Below are 13,735 nucleotides of genomic sequence, written 5' to 3'. Positions count from 1 at the left end.
AGATGTGTATAAAGGACAGTTCTTGAAACCGCCGGGCGACAGTCCGCCCAGCGACAGGAAGAAGGCCGCCGCCGCGGCGATGCCGCCCCCGGCCAGCGACAGCAGCAGCCAGCCCGCGCCGCCGCCGAGCAGCGCGGCCAGCACGCCTTTCAACGGACGCGAACGGCGCGCGAACAGCAGCCGCGCCAGCATCGAGGCGAAGCCGCCGATGAACAGCGCGACGAAGAAATTGGCGTCGCCATCGCCCGGGTCGCGGTTGCTGGCCACTGGCGCCGGCAGTTCCTCGCCATCGACCAGTTTGACCAGCGCCGCCGTGGCCTCAGTGATGCCGCCGGCATAGTCGTTGTCGCGAAAACGCGGCACCAGGTATTCCTGGATCACCCGGTTGGCGATGGCATCGGGAATCGCGCCCTCCAGCCCGTAACCCGGCTCGATGCGCACGCGGCGGTCGTTCCTGGCGACCACCAGCAGCACGCCGTCGTCCACGCCCTTGCGGCCGATGCTCCACTGGTCGAAAACGCGGGTGGTGTACTGGGCGATATCCTCCGGCTGCGTGCTGGGCACGATCAGCACCTGCAGCTGGCTGCCCTTGCGCTGCTGCAGGGCCAATGCCTGCTGCACCAGCGCCTGCCGCTGCGCCGCGTCCAGGGTGCCGGTGGTGTCCACCACCGGTGAGTCCAGCGGCGGGATCGGCGCCAGCGCCTGCGCCAACGCACTGCCCGCCGATACCAGCATCAGGCAACACAGCAGCATCCCGCCCGCGATACGAAGCCTGCGCATTTCACCAACTCCCCGGAGCGCCGCCGCCACCGCTGCGGCCGCCAGCGCCGATCCAACGCCTGCCACGCCCCGAAGGGCTGCGCCGGCTCCTCTTCGCGCTGCCCATCAAGGCCGAAACCAGCCCGTACAGCGCCAGCAGCACCGCATCGGCGAGCGGCTTCAGCCAGTTCGCCCATGCCAGCAGCAGCGCGCAGGACATGGCCATCGGCACTGCCCAGACACCCATGAACATCCCGCCAAAGCCCGCCAGCCCCATGCCGATCACGATGCGCGGCCAGCGCCGGCGCGCGTGCTCCGTCAGCAACAGGGCGATGAAGGCCATGAAGAACCCCATGATCCCACCCGCCACCAATTGCGGCCCGATCGTCATCCCGTCACTGCGCCGCTGCCGGCTGCGGGTCCTGCGGCTGCGGCCTGGTACCGAAGTCCACCGCCGGCGGCTGTGCGATCTGCGCCTCGTTCTCGACGGTGAAGTTCGGCTTGGCCTGGTAGCCGAACAGCTTGGCGGTGATCACCTGCGGGAACGAGCGGATATAGGTGTTGTAGTCCTGCACCAGCTGGATGTAGCGGCCGCGCGCGACGGTGATGCGGTTCTCGGTGCCTTCCAGCTGCGCCTGCAGGTCGCGGAAGTTCTGGTCGGACTTGAGCGTCGGGTAGTTCTCGCTGACCACCAGCAGCCGCGACAGCGCGCTGCCCAGTTCGCCCTGCGCCTGCTGGAACTGCTTCAGCGAAGCCTCGTCGTCGGCGTTGACCTGGATCTGCCCGACCCGCGAGCGCGCGTTGGTCACCTCGGTCAGTACCTGCCGCTCCTGCTGGGCATAGCCCTGCACGGTGTTGACCAGGTTGGGGATCAGGTCGGCGCGGCGCTTGTACTGGTTGATCACCTCGGACCAGCCGGCCTTGACCGCCTCGTCCTTCTGCTGGATGGCGTTGTAGCCACAGCCGGAAATCGAACCCGCCACGAGGGCGAGCAGCATCACACGGAGGAACTGGCGCATGGGCGGGTCCTGGGGCGGCTGGAGTCCGCAGCATGCCACCACCGGTGTTCAACGTGTGCATACGACGAGGGCCGGCATCGGCCGGCCCCCGTCAGGTCGCCGCCGCCGGCAGGCGCCGGCGGCAGGCCACCGCTTACCAGTTGTCCGAGCCCGGGACGTGGTGTTCCCTGGCGTTGCGGCGCATCAGCAGGTTCAGCCACTCCACCAGTACCGAGAAGCCCATCGCCGCGTAGATGTAGGGCTTGGGCACGTGCAGGTCCAGGCCATCGAGCACCAGCACCGCGCCGACCAGCAGGATGAAGGCCAGCGCCAGCAGCTTCACGGTCGGGTTGGCGTCGATGAAACGGCCCAGCGGATTGGCCGCCAGCAGCATCACCGCCACCGACAGCAGCACCGCGCAGACCATCACCGGGACGTGGTCGGCGATGCCGACGGCGGTGATCACCGAGTCCAGCGAGAACACGATGTCGATGACGGCGATCTGCGCGATCACCATGCCGAATGTAGCCGAGGCCCGGGTGGTGGTCGGGTCCTGGTCCTCGCCGCCGCTGACCAGTTCGCGGATTTCCTTGGCGCCCTTGTAGAGCAGGAACAGGCCGCCGACGATCAGCACCAGGTCGCGGATCGAAATGCCCATGCCGGCGATGGTGAACAGGTTGCTCTCCATGTGCGCCAGGTAGGCCAGCGAGACCAGCAGCATGATGCGGGTGATGCAGGCCACGGCGATGCCGACGCGGCGCGCCAGCGGCCGCCGGTGCTCGGGCAGGCGCCCGACGGCGATGGAGATGAACACCAGGTTGTCGATGCCGAGCACGATTTCCAGCGCGCTGAGCATGAACAGGGTGACCCATACGTTCGGGTCGGCAAGGAACTCAAAAGACATGCAGGCAATCCTTCAACAAAGACCGTACACCACCACCGCGCGGCAGGGAGCTCAGAGAATCCGGGGCGCCAGGATCAGCCCCCAGCACAGCAGCACGTTCATCATCAGCACGAACACCGCCGCCGAGCCCATGTCCTTGGCGCGTCCGGCCAGCACGTGGAACTCGGGGCCGTAGCGTTCGATCACCGCCTCGATGGCCGAATTGGCCAGTTCCATGGCGATCACCAGCAGCATCGAGCCGACCAGCAGCACGCGTTCCACCGCGGTCTGCCCCAGCCACAGCGCCAGCGGGGCCAGCACCACGAACAGGTAGACCTCCAGCCGGAACGAGGATTCGTGCTTCCAGGCCGCGGTCAATCCCTGCCACGACCATACCGCCGCCTTGAGCACGCGCGCCGGGCCGCGCGGCAGGTTGCCGATCTCGTCAGCCATGGGCACGGCCATCGGTCGAACCGGCACGGACGGCCGGAACAGGGCGGAAACGGGAAATATCCATGCAGGCGGCCGTGGCGATGAACAGCGCGGGATTCTGCCACAGGCGCCCTGTCGGCGCCCTGTCGTCACTCCCCCACCCTTCTATCTTCCGGGGGAGGGCATGGGCGGCACGCTGCCGGCCGGTGTGGCATGGGCCGCTGCGCGTCAGCGCCGCACATCCGCGCGCGCTGCCTTCCTCCGGTTGGCCATGCCGCCGGCTATCCGCCCGAGCCGTCACCCGGGGATTGGCGGGAAAAACGCACCGTCACCTTCGTGCCCTGCCCCGGCCTGCTGTCCAGTTCGATGCGCCAGCCGAACCGCTCGCACAGGCGATGCACGATGGGCATGCCCAGGCCGTGGCCCTGGCGCCGCTCCGGTTCCACCCGGAAGAACGGCTCGAAGATCCGCGCCAGCGCTTCGGGCGACATGCCGATGCCGGTATCGCACACCACCACCCGGTCGGCCTCCACATAGGCGTCGACACGGCCGGCATCGGTGTAATTGCAGGCATTGCGCAGCAGGTTGCCGATCACCACGTGCAGCACCTGCGGCGGCACCCGCAGCGGACAGGCGGCGGCGACATGGACCTCCAGTTCGACCGGCCGCCCGGCCAGGCTGCCGCGGGCGTTGGCCGCCTCGTAACGGACCACGTCGGCCACCTCGACCCATTCGGCCTGCGGTTCGATGTTGGCTTCGCGCGCCAGGATCAGCAGCGCGTCGATCAGCCCCTCCATGTCGCGGCCGGCGCGCTGGATGCGCTGCAGACTGCGCTGCAGCCCCGGGCTCAGCTCCTGCGAGCCCAGCGCCATGTCGCTTGCCATACGGATCACGGTGAGGGGCGTGCGCAGCTCGTGGCTGGCGTCGCGAGTGAAATTGCGCTCGCGCGCGACATGGTCGCCGATGCGTCCGGCCATCGTGTGCAGGGCGCCGGCCAGTTGCCGCACCTCGCCCTGGACATCGGGCGGCAGCCGCTCCGGCGCCAGCTCGCTGGCGTCCGGGTACAGCGGGTCCCACTGCGACACGCGCCGCGCCAGCCAGGTCACCGGCGACACGACGCGGTGCGAAACATGGTAGGTCAGCCAAGAGGCGCCATAGACCGCCAGCAGGATCAGCAGTACCGGCACCACCCCGAACCAGAAGGCCAGGTGCTGGGCTTGGGAGCGCAGGAACACCAGGTAGAGCCGGCCGGCGGGCTTGTCGTCCACCAGCACCAGTTGGTCGGCATCGCCGATCTCGTGGAAGCCTGGCGCCAGCGCGCGCAGGTCGGCGGGCAGGCTCAACGGCGACTGCCCGGTCTCCAGCAGGTAGCCGCGGATGTTGCTGGTGTTGGGGGGCGGCTGCACCGGCGATGCGGCGTGCAGTTCCCAGAAGTGCGCGGCCTCTTCCTTGAGCAGCGCGTTGACCAGCCCGAACTTGACCACCAGCAGCACCAGGTAGCCGCCCAGCAGCACCGCAAGGCCGGCCAGCAGCGCCTGCAGCATGAAAGCGGTCCTGATCTTGCGCGGCAACCCGTGCAGCATCGCAGCCCCGGCGGTGATCCTGTGCGGTTAGGGAAAGGGGAACCGGGCCGCGGTACGGCCCTTCCCTTCGCGACGGAGTGCGTTCGCCGGCATGCTCAGCCCATCGGCTGGGCGATATCGGCGATGCGGTAGCCCGCGCTCTGCACGGTATGCAGCAACGGCCGGTCGAACGGCTTGTCGATGATCTTGCGCAGGTTGTACAAGTGGCTGCGCAGGGTGTCTGAATCCGGCAAGCCGTTGCCCCAGATCTCGCGCTCGATCTCCTGCCGGGTCACCACGCGAGGCGATTCGCGCATCAGGATGGTCAGCAGGCGCAGGCCGATGGGCGAGAGCTGCAGTTCGGTGCCGGCGCGGGTGGCGCGCATGCTGACCGGGTCCAGCACCAGGTCGGCGACCTTCAGCACTTCCGCGCCCACCTGGCGGCGCTCGCGGCGGATCAGCGCGCGCAGGCGCGCTTCCAGTTCCTGGATGGCGAACGGCTTGGTCAGGTAGTCGTCGGCACCGAAACCCAGGCCGGTGAGCTTGTCGTCCAGCGTGTCGCGCGCGGTCAGCATCAGCACCGGCGTGGACTTGCGGGCCTCGTTGCGCAGGCGGCGGCAGACTTCGATGCCGTCCAGGCGCGGCAGCATCAGGTCCAGCACCACCACGTCATAGCTGTTTTCCGCTGCCAGCCGATAGCCGTCGAGGCCATCGCAGGCATAGTCCACCTCGAATCCCTTTCCTTCCAGGTACTCGCCGATCATCTCGGAGATGTTGCGGTTGTCCTCGATGACGAGCACCAGTCCGGACGATTCCTTGGTCTGTCGCATGGAGCCTCCTCGTTCTTCAGCTTTGTGAAAGATGCCGTACCCGGAGTGGATCCCATGTGAAGAAAAGGTGTCACGGCGCTGATCGTCCAGCCAGCCGGCGCTGCCCCTATGCTATGCGCGCCCTGCCCCGGACCCGGACATGCCTGCCCCGCCCTTCACCGCCTATCTGTACCCGGTACTGTTGCTGGCCGCCAGCAACGTATTCATGACCTTCGCCTGGTACGGGCACCTGAAGTACCGCTCGGCGCCGCTGCTGGCGGTGATCCTGGCCAGCTGGGGCATCGCTTTCTTCGAATATTGCCTGCAGGTGCCGGGCAACCGCCTGGGCGCGGCCGTCTATTCGGCGCCGCAGCTCAAGGGCATGCAGGAGGTGATTACCCTGCTGGTCTTCGCCGGGTTCTCGGCGGCCTACCTGGGCCAGCCGTTGAAATGGAACCATTGGGCGGCGTTCGCCCTGATCGCGGTCGCCGCGCTGCTGATGTTCAAGGAATGAGGCACGGGCGCGAACGCGGCCCCGGCCCCGGCCTTGCCGTCCGGGATCGCGTTCGCAGGGCCGGCCGCATCCGCGCCGCCGCTCAGTCGCCGCGCGGGGCCTTCTCGACGAATTCAGCGAACACCGTGTCGATCCGCGCATCGGCCACCTTGCCACCGGCCTGTACCTCGTCGGCCTGGGTGAACAACGGGATGATCATCGCCATGCCGTCGATTTTGGTCTTCAGGTGCGCGCCCGGGGCCTGGCCCAGGAAGCCGTCCCAGTGCCGGCGCACCTTCGCCCAGTAGCCGGCCGTGGCGCTCCAGTACTCGCGGGCCGGAGTGAAGTCCACATCCGTGGTGCGGATGTAATCGTTGAAGCCGAACTCGCGCGCGATTTCCTGCTGCGTGCCGTCGGCACTGCGCCGCATCTTGGTGTTGAACTGCTCGTGGGTCCAGCCGTTGGGCGTGAGCGTATGCCGGTTGACCATCGCCAGCGCGTTGTAGTCGCTGCGGCGGGTGTACTCGCGCCGCGGCAGCGGGCGCCAGCCCGCATCGCTGGTCCAGCTGGGCACGCCATTGTCGTAGCTCCACCTGCCGGTGCCGCAATAGCGCGGCGCATCGCTGACCTCGTAGACGCACTGGGTCCATGCGCCCTGGTTGATCGCAGCGGGAACCGCGCGCACCCGCCAGGTCTGGTCGGCGCTGAACTCGAAACGGATCGGTGCCTCGTAGGTCCAGTCCTGCCGCCAGTGCTTGGTGACGTGGCCGCTCTTCGGATCCACCAGCAGGTGCTGCAGCACGATGCGCGTCGGCGCGTCCTCGACCACCACCACCAGTTCGTTGCCGCCGCTGCGCATCGCCGGCGCGCGCTCGTAACCCGGCTTGAGCAGCACGGTCTCGTCGAAGGCGAAGTCCACGGCGTACTCGCCCTGCATCCGCAGGATGGTGTCGTGGTCGCGGGCGATGTCGGCGGCGCTGGCGGTGCCGGCGACCAGCGCGAGGCAGGCAAGAAAGGGGGCGGATCTCATCGGTGGCTCCTGCCCGGCATCGGGCGCAGCGGCCATCCGTGGCCGGATCGTCTTCAGCGGCCGGAGGCGCGAAGTGCGCGGCCAGGCACTCCGGCAAGCCGCGGACATATCGAGCCCTTGGCTTGGCGACCGGACCGCCAGAGCTGTCCGGTCGCGGCCAAGGGGGGGAGAGAACGGGGAATGCGGCGGCCGCAGCCGCGGCAACGCGCTTACTTGGTCAGGATCAGCTTGTCGTTGCTGGTATGGCGCAGGCGGTAAACGCGGTCGCCATGGCGGATCAGGATTTCGCGCTGGCCCTTGAGCAGGGCGCCGCTGTCGATGGTGTCATCGACGGCCACCGCCTGCGGGGCGGAACGTTGCGGCAGGTGCAGCGTACGGGGGCGGAGCAGAACGGGTTGGGCGAACATCGCGGCGATTCCGTGGCGGGGACGGAATTTATGATAATGATTCTCATCCGCGACGCAAGGGGGTGGGCGAAATTTCTGCCCATCCCCGCCGTCGTCGGGAAAACCCGGCGACGGATACCGGCGCGGGCCGAGGAGTGCTGTGGGGCAACGCCCTGGGCTTCAGCGGGAAGGCCCCAGCGGGGCGTTGCCCCGCTCTACAGGTTCGCCGTGGTGCGCGGCGGCTGGCTCACCGGAGGCGCGCGCAGCGGGGCGTTGCCCCACTCTACAGGCCCGCAGGCGCAGGGCCTTGCAACGCCCGGCAGGCTTTCCCCCGTGGTGTGCGGCCGGTGGCTCATCCGGGCGGCCCCTGGCAGGGCTTCGCTCCGCTCTGCCCGGCAGCCCCGCCGCCTGGCAGCCGCCGTCCGTCGACGCCTCAGGCGAACGCGGCTTCCACCTTCTGCCAGGTCTCCTCGCCATGGCGCTCCAGCACGTCCAGCGCGCGCAGGTTCTCCTCCAGCTGCGACACCCGGCTGGCGCCGAGGATCACGCTGGACACGTGCCGGTTGCGCAGGCACCAGGCAATGGCCAGTTGCGCCGGCGATTCCCCCAGTTCCGCGGCCAGCGCGGTGAAACGCCGCACCTTGCCCAGCCGATCCTGCTCCGGCGATCCCAGCACCGCGTCCTTCAGCCAGTCCATCGTGGTCTGCGCCAACCGGCTGTCGGCGGCGATGCCGTCGTTGTACTTGCCGGTCAGCAGGCCCGAGGCCAGCGGCGACCAGATGGTCGTGCCCAGGCCGGCGTCGGCGTACAGCGGCGCATATTCCTGTTCCACCCGCTCGCGGTGCAGCAGGTTGTACTGCGGCTGCTCCATGGTCGGCGCATGCAGGCCGTTGGCCCGGGCGAACGCCACCGCCTCGTCGATCTGCGCGCCGGACCATTCCGACGTCCCCCAGTACAGCACCTTGCCCTGGCGGATCAGCACGTCCATCGCCTGCACGGTCTCGGCGATCGGCGCGTCCGGATCCGGGCGATGGCAGTAGTACAGGTCCAGGTAATCCACCCGCAGGCGCTTGAGCGCGGCGTGGCAGGCGTCGTGCACGTGCTTGCGCGAGAGTCCGCGCTGCAGCGGGTTGGGCGCATCGACCGCACCGAAGAACACCTTGCTGGAGACGCAGTAGCCGTCGCGCGGCAGGCGCAGGTCGGCGATCACATCGCCCATCACCTGCTCGGCGCGGCCCTGCGCGTAGACCTCGGCGTTGTCGAAGAAGTTGACCCCGTTGTCCCAGGCCGCGGCGATCAGGTTGCGCGCCTCGCCACGGGCGATCTGGCTGCCGAAGGTGACCCAGGCCCCGAAGGACAGGGCGGAAAGCTGCAGGCCGGACGACCCGAGGCGGCGGTATTGCATGGCAGGCTCCTGGAGCGCAGTCCGCGCGGGCGGCGCGGACGGAGCCGCCAGTGTAACCGCCGCCCCCTGCCGATAGCGCCCGGGACCTTGCCGATGACGGCCTGATCGCCGCCATTGGCCCCTATCGGCGTCGGGATTGTTGCCCGGCACTGGCCGCTGCACTAGGCTTGCCGCTTTTGCGGGCTGGCCCGGGGAATACTCATGGTCGAAGGATTGGGCAGGATCGGCTTCGGCCTGTTCGGCCTGGTGGTGCTGATCGGCATCACCTGGCTGTTTTCCAACAACAAGAAAGCGGTGGACTGGAAGCTGGTCGCCACCGGCGTCACCCTGCAGATCGGCTTCGCCGCGCTGGTGCTGCTGGTGCCGGGCGGGCGCGACGTGTTCGACTGGCTGGGCCAGGGCTTCGTCAAGATCCTGAGCTACGTCAACGAAGGCTCCGGCTTCATCTTCGGCGACCTGATGAACGTGTCCAAGTACGGCTTCATCTTCGCCTTCCAGGTGCTGCCGACCATCATCTTCTTCTCGGCGTTGATGGGCGTGCTCTACCACCTGGGCGTGATGCAGGCGGTGGTCAAGGTGATGGCCTGGGCGATCACCAAGGTGATGCGCGTGTCCGGCGCGGAGACCACCAGCGTCTGCGCCAGCGTCTTCATCGGCCAGACCGAGGCGCCGCTGACCGTGCGCCCGTACATCCCGAAGATGACCCAGTCCGAGCTGATCACGATGATGATCGGCGGCATGGCGCACATCGCCGGCGGCGTGCTGGCGGCCTACGTCGGCATGCTCGGCGGCGGCGACCCGGTGGCGCAGGCGTTCTACGCCAAGCACCTGCTGGCCGCCTCGATCATGGCCGCACCGGCCACGCTGGTGATCTCCAAGCTGCTGGTGCCCGAGACCGGCACCCCGCTGACCCGCGGCACGGTGAAGATGGAGGTGGAAAAGACCTCCTCCAACATCATCGACGCGGCGGCCGGCGGCGCCGCCGACGGCCTGAAGCTGGCGCTGAACATCGGCGCGATGCTGCTGGCCTTCATCGCCCTGATCGCCCTGCTCAACGCGCCGCTGACCTGGCTGGGCGAGGTCACCGGCCTGGCCCAGGCCATCGGCAAGCCGACCAACCTGGCCACCATCTTCGGCTACGTGCTGGCGCCGATCGCCTGGGTGATCGGCACGCCATGGGCCGATGCCACCACGGTGGGTTCGCTGATCGGCCAGAAGGTGGTGATCAATGAGTTCGTCGCCTACCTGCAGCTGTCGGAGATCATCAAGGGCAATGTCGCCGGCGTCGCGCTGAGCGACGAAGGCCGCCTGATCGCCACGTATGCGCTGTGCGGCTTCGCCAACTTCAGTTCGATCGCCATCCAGATCGGCGGCATCGGCGGCCTGGCCCCGGACCGTCGCCATGACCTGGCCAAGTTCGGCCTGCGCGCGGTGCTCGGCGGCACCATCGCCACGCTGATGACGGCGACCATCGCCGGCGTGCTCAGCCACTTCGGCTGAGCCACCGGCGCGCTCCCCCTTCCGGCTCCCCCACAGCCACCTGAAGAGAAGTAGATTCCATGAAGTCTGTTGTCGTTGCCGGTTCCTTCAATGTCGACCACGTCTGGCGCTGCGATGCCCTGCCCGCGCCGGGGGCGACCATTGCCGGGCGCTACAGCACCGGTCCCGGCGGCAAGGGCTTCAACCAGGCGGTGGCCGCGCGCCGCGCCGGCGCCGACATCACCTTCGTCTGCGCACTGGGCGATGACGCCGGCGGCGCGCTGGCGCGCCAGCTCGCCGCTGCCGATGGCATCGTGCTGGCCGCCGAGGCCAGCACCGAGCCCACCGGTACCGCCGGCATCTACGTGGACAGCCGCGGCCGCAATTCCATCGTCATCGGCCCCGGCGCCAACGCCTCGCTGAGCACGGAATTCATGGCAGCCAACGCGGCGCTGATCGGCGACGCGGGGGTGCTGCTGGCGCAGCTGGAATCGCCGGTGGAGTCGATCGAAGCGGCGCTGGGCATCGCCCGCGAGGCCGGCGTGCTGACCGTGCTCAACCCGGCCCCGGCCAACGCACCTTCGTCGATCAGCCTGCTCAAGCTGGCCGATGTACTGACCCCCAACGAGACCGAATTCGCCGCCCTGCTCGGCCGTCATGTCGGCGAGCGCGTGGAAGCCGATGACGTGGCCGCGCTGGACGGCGCCAGCCTGCACGCGCTGTGCCGCAAGCTGTCGGGCAATACCGTGGTGGTCACCCTCGGCGCGGTCGGTGTGTTCGTCTCGCACGACGAGGAACGCCTGCGCGGCGACAGCCAGCCCTACTACCGCGTGGCCGCGGAATCGGTGCAGGTGGTTGACACCACCGGCGCCGGCGACGCCTTCAACGGCGCGCTGGTGGCCTCGCTGGCGCAGGCGCCGGACGCGGCTTTCATCAAGCACGTGCGTTTCGCCAACCAGTACGCCGCCCGCTCGACCGAGAATGAAGGCGCCGCCGTGGCGATGCCGCGGATGACGCCGGCCGACGCCGGCTGAGTCCGGAGCGCCGCACCGGCCGATGACGGCAGGGCGGCGCGCAGGAGCGGCGGACTCCCGCCCGGAACTTCCGCCGTTGCCGCGAAGCCGGCAGCCGGAGTCGGGCTCCGCTCAACCGGGATCATGCCGGCACCGCCGGCACGGGAGTGGCACAGGACCGGCTAGAGAAGACCGGCCGGATCATCGGCACCGGCGGAGTGCGCGGATTCATCGACCGCGGACGCCATCGCGCCGGCGAGGACCAGTGCGGCGGACGTCGTGGCGGTTGACGGAATCGCCCGGAGCGCGTGGCCGCGACCTGCGGCGATCCGGACGGATACAGGCGCCGCAGCAGCGCACCCTCGCCTTCCACTGCGCGCCTGCGGCCCGCAGCGCCCACGCCTGGGCCTTCGTACCTGCTGACAGCAACCTGACGCATCCCGTGGCGACTGTGTCAGCGACGCCGCCGCAGACTGCTCCGCAACCGGAATTTCCCGCCAGGAGCCACAGCATGCGCATTCCTTCCACGCCCTCCCGCCGCCCGTATGGCTGGCTGTTGCCGGCACTGGCGGCGCTGTTGCCGGCCACCGCCTTCGCGGGCCCCTGGGAAGTGGGAAGCACCAGCCCCGGTACCTCCAGGAAGGTCAAGGCCGAAGTCACCTGGAAGCACACCGACTCCAAGGACACCTGGGCGCGGCCGGTGCTGAAATTCGCTGCGCCGCTGGCCCGGGATCTGTCGTTCGAGGTCGCCGCCGGCTACGGCATCGTGGAAAAGTCGAACGGCGCCACGCGCAGCGGCGCGAAGGACTTCACCGGCAAGTTGAAATGGCGCTTCGTCGAGGAAGGCGATCGCCGTCCCGCGTGGCTGGTGGAGCCGAAGTTCAGCTTCGACACCGGCAGCCCCGGCATCGGCAGCGGCGTCACCACCCTCAAGACGCCGCTGCGCGCCGGCAAGCAGTTCGGCAAGCTGCGCCTGACCGCCGAGGTGTCCCATACCCACGGCTTCGCGCACGACTACGACGACCTCGTCGGCTATGGCGCGCTGCTCGAATACGCGCCCAACCCGCGCTGGATCGTCGGCGTGGACCTGCTCAACGACCGCCCGCTGCACGATGGCGGGCGCTACCACCTGCGCGGCAACGCCGCCTTCAAGTACAAGGCCAGCAAGCGTCTCGAGCTGCAGGGGCTGCTGGGCCGCAGCGCCGAGAACCGGCGCGGCGAGCTGGCGACCAGCGCCAAGTTCGTGGCCGCCTACAAGTTCTGACCGGGGCCGCGGTTCTCCGGGCGTTCCGGGCGGGGCGGTAGAATGCCGGTCATGCAGATCGGCCCCTATACCATCGCGCCCAACGTGGTGCTCGCGCCCATGGCCGGCGTCACCGACAAGCCGTTCCGGCAGCTGTGCAAGCGGCTGGGCGCGGGTCTGGCCGCCTCGGAGATGACCATCTCCGACCCGCGCTTCTGGAACACACGCAAGTCCCTCCACCGCATGGACCATGCCGGGGAACCGGCGCCGATCAGCGTGCAGATCGCCGGCACCGAGCCGCGGCAGCTGGCCGAAGCGGCGCGTTACAACGTCGATCACGGCGCGCAGATCATCGACATCAACATGGGCTGCCCGGCAAAAAAGGTGTGCAATGCCTGGGCCGGCTCGGCGCTGATGCGCGACGAGGCGCTGGTGGCGCGCATCCTCGAAGCGGTGGTGGGCGCGGTGGCGGTGCCGGTCACGCTGAAGATCCGCACCGGCTGGTGCGCGGAAGTACGCAACGCACCGGCCATCGCCTGCATCGCGCAGGCCAGCGGCGTCGCCGCGCTGGCGATCCACGGCCGCACCCGCGACCAGCACTACGCCGGCACCGCCGAGTACGACACCATCGCCGCGATCAAGGCGATGCTCGACATCCCGGTGCTGGCCAATGGCGATGTGGATTCCCCGCGCAAGGCCGCGCAGGTGCTGGCCCAGACCGGCGCCGACGCGGTGATGGTCGGCCGCGCCGCGCAGGGCCGGCCATGGATCTTCCGCGAGATCGCCCACTTCCTTGCCACCGGCGAGGAACTGCCGCCGCCGTCGCTGGAAGAGATCCGCGACATCCTGCTCGGCCACCTCGCCGACCTGCATGCCTTCTACGGCGAACCGCAGGGCGTGCGCATCGCCCGCAAGCACCTTGGCTGGTATGCGAAGGACCGGCCGGAGAACGCCGCCTTCCGCGCCGTGGTCAACGCCGCCGAGAGCGCAGAGGCGCAGTCGCGCCTGACCCGCGACTACTTCGACAGCCTGATCGCCGGACAGCCGCGGGCCGCGGCCTGAGATCCGCGGAAGCGCATCTGCAAGGCGGCGGGGTTCTGTAGCGCCGGGCGGCGCCCGGCGGGGCTTGGCTGGCAATGCCCCAGCGGGGCGTTGCCCCGCTCTACAAGGTGGCGGGGTTCTGTAGCGCCGGGCGGCGCCCGGCGGGGCTTGGCTGGCAATGCCCCAGCGGGGCGCTTACCCG

Annotated in this window: 15 protein-coding genes; 5 read left to right on the top strand and 10 right to left on the bottom strand. The window is 69.1% G+C overall.

Annotated features, from left to right (window positions below; translation table 11 throughout):
• The 7 genes from ABB22_RS16990 to ABB22_RS16960 all read right to left on the bottom strand — a co-directional run.
• A partial coding sequence (locus ABB22_RS16990) for a TPM domain-containing protein (RefSeq protein WP_082592198.1) occupies window positions 1-780 on the bottom strand: 780 nt, incomplete at its 3' end.
• Between the two features lies 1 nt (window position 781).
• The gene (locus ABB22_RS16985; RefSeq protein WP_152984241.1) at window positions 782-1,150 is read right to left on the bottom strand and encodes a hypothetical protein; all 369 of its coding nucleotides are present in this window, start codon (window positions 1,148-1,150) and stop codon (window positions 782-784) included.
• 4 nt (window positions 1,151-1,154) lie between these two features.
• Window positions 1,155-1,778, bottom strand: a complete 624-nt coding sequence (locus ABB22_RS16980; protein WP_055765768.1) for a LemA family protein — start codon at window positions 1,776-1,778, stop codon at window positions 1,155-1,157.
• Between the two features lie 133 nt (window positions 1,779-1,911).
• The gene (locus ABB22_RS16975) at window positions 1,912-2,661 is read right to left on the bottom strand and encodes a TerC family protein (RefSeq protein ID WP_055765771.1); all 750 of its coding nucleotides are present in this window, start codon (window positions 2,659-2,661) and stop codon (window positions 1,912-1,914) included.
• A gap of 51 nt (window positions 2,662-2,712) precedes the next feature.
• Window positions 2,713-3,093 carry a diacylglycerol kinase gene (locus ABB22_RS16970; RefSeq protein WP_057505425.1) on the bottom strand — a complete coding sequence of 127 codons (381 nt, stop codon included), beginning with the start codon at window positions 3,091-3,093 and terminating at the stop codon, window positions 2,713-2,715.
• A 260-nt stretch (window positions 3,094-3,353) separates the two neighbouring features.
• Window positions 3,354-4,655 (bottom strand): sensor histidine kinase, encoded by a 1,302-nt coding sequence (locus ABB22_RS16965; RefSeq protein WP_057505423.1) that lies wholly within the window; start codon window positions 4,653-4,655, stop codon window positions 3,354-3,356.
• A 95-nt stretch (window positions 4,656-4,750) separates the two neighbouring features.
• The gene (locus ABB22_RS16960; RefSeq protein ID WP_057505422.1) at window positions 4,751-5,464 is read right to left on the bottom strand and encodes a response regulator transcription factor; all 714 of its coding nucleotides are present in this window, start codon (window positions 5,462-5,464) and stop codon (window positions 4,751-4,753) included.
• Between the two features lie 139 nt (window positions 5,465-5,603).
• On the opposite strand from ABB22_RS16960, the gene ABB22_RS16955 reads away from it, so the two are divergent.
• Window positions 5,604-5,957, top strand: coding sequence for a DMT family protein (locus tag ABB22_RS16955; protein WP_055765780.1), 354 nt, complete (start codon window positions 5,604-5,606; stop codon window positions 5,955-5,957).
• A gap of 82 nt (window positions 5,958-6,039) precedes the next feature.
• On the opposite strand, the gene ABB22_RS16950 is transcribed toward ABB22_RS16955, so the two are convergent.
• The 3 genes from ABB22_RS16950 to ABB22_RS16940 form a co-directional block, all read right to left on the bottom strand.
• A complete protein-coding gene (locus ABB22_RS16950; RefSeq protein ID WP_055765783.1) occupies window positions 6,040-6,966 on the bottom strand; it encodes a DUF6607 family protein in 927 nt (308 codons plus the stop codon).
• 209 nt (window positions 6,967-7,175) lie between these two features.
• Window positions 7,176-7,373 (bottom strand): hemin uptake protein HemP, encoded by a 198-nt coding sequence (gene hemP / locus ABB22_RS16945; protein ID WP_055765786.1) that lies wholly within the window; start codon window positions 7,371-7,373, stop codon window positions 7,176-7,178.
• Between the two features lie 412 nt (window positions 7,374-7,785).
• A complete protein-coding gene (locus ABB22_RS16940; RefSeq protein ID WP_055765789.1) occupies window positions 7,786-8,757 on the bottom strand; it encodes a potassium channel beta subunit family protein in 972 nt (323 codons plus the stop codon).
• 201 nt (window positions 8,758-8,958) lie between these two features.
• Here ABB22_RS16940 and ABB22_RS16935 point away from each other — a divergent pair, with 201 nt between their 5' ends.
• The 4 genes from ABB22_RS16935 to dusB all read left to right on the top strand — a co-directional run bounded on the left by ABB22_RS16935 (window position 8,959) and on the right by dusB (window position 13,554).
• On the top strand, window positions 8,959-10,257 hold the full coding sequence (locus tag ABB22_RS16935) for a NupC/NupG family nucleoside CNT transporter (protein ID WP_055765792.1): 1,299 nt from the start codon (window positions 8,959-8,961) through the stop codon (window positions 10,255-10,257).
• 59 nt (window positions 10,258-10,316) lie between these two features.
• Window positions 10,317-11,270 carry a ribokinase gene (locus tag ABB22_RS16930; protein WP_055765795.1) on the top strand — a complete coding sequence of 318 codons (954 nt, stop codon included), beginning with the start codon at window positions 10,317-10,319 and terminating at the stop codon, window positions 11,268-11,270.
• A 490-nt stretch (window positions 11,271-11,760) separates the two neighbouring features.
• Window positions 11,761-12,513 carry a hypothetical protein gene (locus ABB22_RS16925; protein WP_057505421.1) on the top strand — a complete coding sequence of 251 codons (753 nt, stop codon included), beginning with the start codon at window positions 11,761-11,763 and terminating at the stop codon, window positions 12,511-12,513.
• A gap of 51 nt (window positions 12,514-12,564) precedes the next feature.
• Window positions 12,565-13,554 carry a tRNA dihydrouridine synthase DusB gene (dusB, locus tag ABB22_RS16920; protein ID WP_055765801.1) on the top strand — a complete coding sequence of 330 codons (990 nt, stop codon included), beginning with the start codon at window positions 12,565-12,567 and terminating at the stop codon, window positions 13,552-13,554.
• Window positions 13,555-13,735: the final 181 nt, after the last annotated feature.

The organism is Stenotrophomonas nitritireducens, assembly GCF_001431425.1.
GTDB lineage: Bacteria > Pseudomonadota > Gammaproteobacteria > Xanthomonadales > Xanthomonadaceae > Stenotrophomonas > Stenotrophomonas nitritireducens.
This window is presented reverse-complemented; position numbering and strand designations above follow the sequence as displayed.

Coding starts and splice junctions, on each gene's coding strand:
- ABB22_RS16985 (WP_152984241.1), bottom strand. CDS start 1,150: ATGACGATCGGGCCGCAATTGGTGGCGGGTGGGATCATGGGGTTCTTC.
- ABB22_RS16980 (WP_055765768.1), bottom strand. CDS start 1,778: ATGCGCCAGTTCCTCCGTGTGATGCTGCTCGCCCTCGTGGCGGGTTCG.
- ABB22_RS16975 (WP_055765771.1), bottom strand. CDS start 2,661: ATGTCTTTTGAGTTCCTTGCCGACCCGAACGTATGGGTCACCCTGTTC.
- ABB22_RS16970 (WP_057505425.1), bottom strand. CDS start 3,093: ATGGCTGACGAGATCGGCAACCTGCCGCGCGGCCCGGCGCGCGTGCTC.
- ABB22_RS16965 (WP_057505423.1), bottom strand. CDS start 4,655: ATGCTGCACGGGTTGCCGCGCAAGATCAGGACCGCTTTCATGCTGCAG.
- ABB22_RS16960 (WP_057505422.1), bottom strand. CDS start 5,464: ATGCGACAGACCAAGGAATCGTCCGGACTGGTGCTCGTCATCGAGGAC.
- ABB22_RS16955 (WP_055765780.1), top strand. CDS start 5,604: ATGCCTGCCCCGCCCTTCACCGCCTATCTGTACCCGGTACTGTTGCTG.
- ABB22_RS16950 (WP_055765783.1), bottom strand. CDS start 6,966: ATGAGATCCGCCCCCTTTCTTGCCTGCCTCGCGCTGGTCGCCGGCACC.
- hemP (WP_055765786.1), bottom strand. CDS start 7,373: ATGTTCGCCCAACCCGTTCTGCTCCGCCCCCGTACGCTGCACCTGCCG.
- ABB22_RS16940 (WP_055765789.1), bottom strand. CDS start 8,757: ATGCAATACCGCCGCCTCGGGTCGTCCGGCCTGCAGCTTTCCGCCCTG.
- ABB22_RS16935 (WP_055765792.1), top strand. CDS start 8,959: ATGGTCGAAGGATTGGGCAGGATCGGCTTCGGCCTGTTCGGCCTGGTG.
- ABB22_RS16930 (WP_055765795.1), top strand. CDS start 10,317: ATGAAGTCTGTTGTCGTTGCCGGTTCCTTCAATGTCGACCACGTCTGG.
- ABB22_RS16925 (WP_057505421.1), top strand. CDS start 11,761: ATGCGCATTCCTTCCACGCCCTCCCGCCGCCCGTATGGCTGGCTGTTG.
- dusB (WP_055765801.1), top strand. CDS start 12,565: ATGCAGATCGGCCCCTATACCATCGCGCCCAACGTGGTGCTCGCGCCC.